4 protein-coding genes are annotated in these 4,783 nt (G+C 73.1%); 1 reads left to right on the forward strand and 3 read right to left on the reverse strand.

Annotated features, from left to right (window positions below; translation table 11 throughout):
* The coding region (locus ADK55_RS09975; RefSeq protein WP_078998733.1) for a PP2C family protein-serine/threonine phosphatase at window positions 1–1,094 on the reverse strand (1,094 nt) is incomplete at its 3' end.
* Between the two features lie 163 nt (window positions 1,095–1,257).
* A complete protein-coding gene (locus tag ADK55_RS09980; protein WP_078998734.1) occupies window positions 1,258–1,839 on the reverse strand; it encodes a MarR family winged helix-turn-helix transcriptional regulator in 582 nt (193 codons plus the stop codon).
* 222 nt (window positions 1,840–2,061) lie between these two features.
* Here ADK55_RS09980 and ADK55_RS09985 point away from each other — a divergent pair, with 222 nt between their 5' ends.
* Complete coding sequence (locus tag ADK55_RS09985) at window positions 2,062–3,228, forward strand: PP2C family protein-serine/threonine phosphatase (protein WP_053677140.1); 1,167 nt, start codon at window positions 2,062–2,064, stop codon at window positions 3,226–3,228.
* Between the two features lie 75 nt (window positions 3,229–3,303).
* Here ADK55_RS09985 and ADK55_RS09990 read toward each other — a convergent pair whose 3' ends face one another.
* The gene (locus ADK55_RS09990; RefSeq protein ID WP_053677142.1) at window positions 3,304–4,644 is read right to left on the reverse strand and encodes an ATP-grasp domain-containing protein; all 1,341 of its coding nucleotides are present in this window, start codon (window positions 4,642–4,644) and stop codon (window positions 3,304–3,306) included.
* Window positions 4,645–4,783 lie beyond the last annotated feature (139 nt).

A 4,783-nucleotide genomic window follows, 5' to 3' on the forward strand; every position in this document is an offset into this window, starting at 1 on the left:
AGGCCGTCGGTGAAGAGCATCACGGCCCCCGTGTTCTCGACGGGAACCTGGACGACGGGCCACCGGGTGTCCCAGTCGGGCACGATGCCCAGGGCGGGGCCGCCGGGCACCTCTTCCAGGCGCACGCCCGCCGAGGAGCGCACCAGGAAGCCGGGGTGTCCGGCCCGCTGCACGCTGATGTGCGGCGAGCCCGCCGGCCGGGTGACCGCGATGAGCGTGGCGAAGATCTCGGGCCCGGAACGCTCGGCGACCAGGATCTTCTCCAGCAGTTCCAGAAGGTCCTGACCGCGGGCGCCGGCCATCACGAACGCCCGCCACGCCACACGCAGGCACACGCCGAGCGCCGCCTCGTCCGGGCCGTGCCCCGAGACGTCACCGACGACGGCGTGCGTCGCCCCGTCCGGTGTCTGGACGACGTCGTAGAAGTCACCGCCGAGGAGTGCCTGGGCCCGACCGGGCTGGTACCGGGCACAGACCGCGACGGTGTCGTCCAGCAGGAGCGGCGTCGGCAGCAGACCGCGTTCCAGTCGGGAGTTCTCCTCCGCGCGCAGCCTGCTCGCCTGGAGGGAGGCCGCCGCGAGCTCCGTGTGCTTGCGCTGGATCGCGTAACGGATGGCGCGCATGAAGACGTCCGGCTCCAGGCGGCCCTTGACCAGGTAGTCCTGCGCCCCGGCCGTGACGGCGGCGAGACCCGCCTGCTCCTCCGAGAGACCGGTGAGGACGACCACGGCGGCCTCGGCGGCGTTGGCCAGCACCTTGTTGAGGGCGTCGAGGCCATGGGCGTCGGGCAGGTGCAGGTCGAGCAGGACGCACTGCGGCGCCTCGCCCTTCAGCCGGGGCAGGGCCTCGGCCAGGGAGCCCGCGCGACCCAGTCGCACGTCGACGCCGCTGTCCGCGACCAGCTCCTCGACGAGGAGGGCGTCACCCTCGTCGTCCTCGATGAGCAGGACACGCGGCGGAAGACCGCTCCACAGTGCGCGGGAGCGGTCCTCGTCGATCGACGTGGCCTGCCGAGGCGGGCTCACCACTGCGCGCGACAGCGGTGGCGGGTTGTCGGCAGGGTGCGAGGACCCCACGCCGAGAGCGCTCCCCATGGCGTTGCTTTTCCCCTCTCGCCACACAGCGCGCAGGCCCGACGGGCGCCTGGTGCGTCCGGAGCGAGACTAGAGCGATCATTTGCCATCGGGCAATATTTTAACTGGTCAATCATCAGGGTTTGACCAGTTGCCGGGATCCGTCGCGCTCGCCCCGAGCACGTCAGGCCGTGTCGGACAGCCGGGTGGTCCGCAACGGTCCGACACCGGCGCCCCTGGCGGTCGACTCCCGGGCCGCGGCCCCGTGCGGGGCCACCGTCGCCTCGGGGCCCGCCGCCCGCGCCCCCGCGGCGAAGAGGTCCGCGGCCGCCTGACGCAACCCCGTCAGGCCCACGACCAGCGCCTCGATCGCGGCCGGCTCCATCAGGTCGAGCACGGCGGACAACTCCCGCAGCCGGATCGCCCGGTACTCGTCCAGCAGCGCCCGGCCCTGCCGGGTCGGGTACAGCTCGACCTCGCGCCCGCTGGTCCGGCTGCGCGAGCGGGTCAGCAACCCCATGGCCTCCATGCGGTCGCACAGACGCGTCACCGACGGCGGTCGGGAACCGAGCATCGCGCCCAGGGTGCGCAGGTTGATGCCCTCGGACTGCTCCACGACGAGCAGCGCGCGCAACTGCGAGGGAGATATCGCGGGAGTCGTGGCGTCCTGGCCGCGCGCCAGCAGCACTTCGAGGAGCTCCGCGACCGCACCGGTCGTCACGGAAGGGTGTGCTTCCGTGCCGGGGTGATCGTCGAGAGGAGGCATGAGGCCCACTCTGCCACCGTCGCGCCCCCGATGTCGCTTCCGCCCGGTGCCGCCCGACACGGTCGAAGATCGGCGCGCCGCGCCCGCCCGGCCCGGAACCCGGCGCCCCGGGCGGGGTTGGCGGCGCACCGGTACGTCCGGGCCCGCGACCCGTGTGACACTCCTCTACCGGATGCACACATCGCGTCCACACCCACGAAGAGGAGAGGCAGGCCGCACCCCGTGCCCCCAAGTGATTCGGTGGAGCGCATCCTGCGCGCCGCGGCACCCCACGAGCTGCTCGACGAGATCCGCGCGCTGCTGGTCGCACGCCACGGAGCGCTGTCCGTCGAGCTGCTGTTGGCCGACTACTCCATGACCCGGTTGCAGCCCTTGACCACGCCGCCGCACGGCGCCGAGCCGGTGTCGGTGTACTCCACGGCCCCCGGCCGGGCCTTCGGCGCCCAGGAGCCGTACCTCGTGGACGGCGGCGAGCGGGTCATCGTCCACCTGCCGGTGAGCGTGCGCGGCGACCGGCTCGGAGTGCTGAGCGTCACGTTGCCCGAGGGTGCCGGTACGCCCGAGGACAGGGACGAGCTGGGGCTCGTGGCCGACGCGCTCGCCCACGAGCTCCTCGTGGCCGAACGGGACACCGACCTCTTCCGTCAGGCACGGCGCACCGACCGGCTGACCCTCGCCGCCGAGATGCAGTGGCAGTTGCTCCCGGGCCGCTCCTGCGCCCGTCCCGAGTACAGCCTCGGCGCGCAGCTGGAGCCCGCCTACGCCATCTACGGCGACAGCTTCGACTGGTCGACCTCGGCCGATCACCTGTTCCTCGGCGTGAACAACGGCATGGGCGACGGGATCGACGCCGCGCTGCTGACGAACCTGGCGGTCAACGCCGTGCGCAACGCGCGCCGCGCCGGGCTCGGCCTGGTCGACCAGGCCTCCCTCGCGGACCAGGCCGTCTACGGGCAGTACCGCGGTGAGCGGCATCTGGCGATGCTGCTGCTCGACTTCCACCTGGACACGGGGCGTGTCGAGATCGTCGACGCGGGGTCGCCGAAGGTCTGGCGGTTGCGCGACGGGAACGTCGAGACCGTCGAGCTGGAGGCACAGCTGCCCCTCGGGATGTTCGAGGACAGCGTCTACACCTGCCAGGACTTCCGGGTCGAGCCGGGAGACCGGCTCATCTTCGCGAGCGACGGGGTCTACGACGTGGCCTCGCCGGCCGGTGAGAGCTACAGCATGCGCGCACTCGCCCGGGCCGTCACCAGCACCCGTCTCCTGCCGCCCTCCCAGGTTCCGGGGGCGATCCTGGAGCACCTCGCGGGCCACCGGGGCGCCGGCGTCGAGTCCACCGACGACGCCACGGTGCTGTGCCTGGACTGGGTGGGCCGCCCGGCGTAAGGCGCCTGATCGTCGGGGGGCCGCCCGCGCGAAGGGGCGGCCCCCGATCGTCCGAGCCGGGGCGGGCCGGCCGACTCAGCCGGCCGGGTCCGTCCGACTCAGCCGTGCCGGCCGCTGCCGGCCCTCGACCTCGGACCAGAAGGCGCCCATGCGGTCCTGGACGGCCTTGAGGGTGATCCGGAGCTCGGCGAACCCGGGGGCCGAACCGTAGACCGTCCCCAGCATCCACTCCGTCCCCGCCCGCCAGTCGGCCCGCCATCCCGGGTCGACGGCGACGTCCACCAGATCGACGCCGGGAATGTCGTAGAGGTCGTCGAGGAGCTCTACCCCGCCCGGGACGCAGGCGTCCGACGGCGGGGACACGAGGTACTGGAAGGCGACCCTGCGGTCGGGTCCGTCGAGCCCGAGCACCGGCTCGGGCGGGTCGAAGGCGCCCAGCGCCGCCTCGACGGCGTGGGCCAGCAGGTCGACCCCCGACGAACGCTTCATGATGTCGGAGATGCCGCCGCCGATGCGTCCGTTGACCTCGATCACCCGGGGGCCCTCCGGCGTGAACTTGATCTCCGTGTGGGTCACCCCCTCACGGACGCCCAGCGCCCGCAACGCCCGCCGCTCCAGCCGGACCACCTGCTCGACGAGGTCCTCGGGGAGTTCGGCCGGAACGAACAGACCGGTCTCCCGGAAGGGGTACGCCGTCGGCAACTTGCCCGTGACGCCCGCCGTCCTGGTGTCGCCCTCCCTGGTCACCGACTCGACCGAGACGTAGTCGCCCCAGAAGTCCCCCACCGCCGAGGGGTCGCCGACCAGGTACTCCTCCAGTACGTACGCGCGGGGCTCCGCCACCCCTTCGGTGAACTCCTCGTACCGTGCCGCGAGTTCCTCCGCACTGTCCACCCGACAGGTGTCCGTGCTGCTGCACCCGGCCCGCGGTTTGATGACCGCCGGCAGCCCGGTCGCCGCCAGCGCCGGGGCGAGGTCCCCGGCGGAGCGGATCAGCCGGCACGCCGTGCTCTGGACCCCGGCCGACGCCAGGGCCTCGCGCTGGCGGAACTTGTCCACCAACACGTCCGCGGTGTCCGGGTCGTGGAACGGCAGGCCGCAGGCCTTCGCCACCACCGCCGTCGCCCGCAGCGACGAATCGCTGAACGTCACCACCCCGTCGGGCTCCAACCCGACGACGAGCGCGCACAGTTGCCCCTCGGTCAACCCGTGGGTGTCCACCACCCGCGTGCTCCTCGACACCGGGGCCAGGTCCGCGGCGACCAGGGGATCGCCCAGGTCGCCGAGGAACACCACCGTGCAACGCCCCCGCGCCGTGTCCAGGATTCCCAGCGGGGTGGCCGCCCCGCGCCCGTAGACGACGGCCAACACGGGCAGGTCCCCCGCCGCGCCCCTGCGGCCGTCGGCGCGCGTCACGTGCGGTACGCCCTTTCGAGGTCCGGTTCGCGAGCCGGACCGAAGGAGCCCCGCTCGGCGGCGACGGAGGAGTGTTCCCACGCCTCGCGGTCCCGGAGGTAGAGCGGCTCCTCGGCGACGATGGCCCGCGTCACGGCCG

The sequence above is a fragment of the Streptomyces sp. WM4235 genome (assembly GCF_001279725.1).
In the GTDB taxonomy this organism is placed as follows: domain Bacteria; phylum Actinomycetota; class Actinomycetes; order Streptomycetales; family Streptomycetaceae; genus Streptomyces.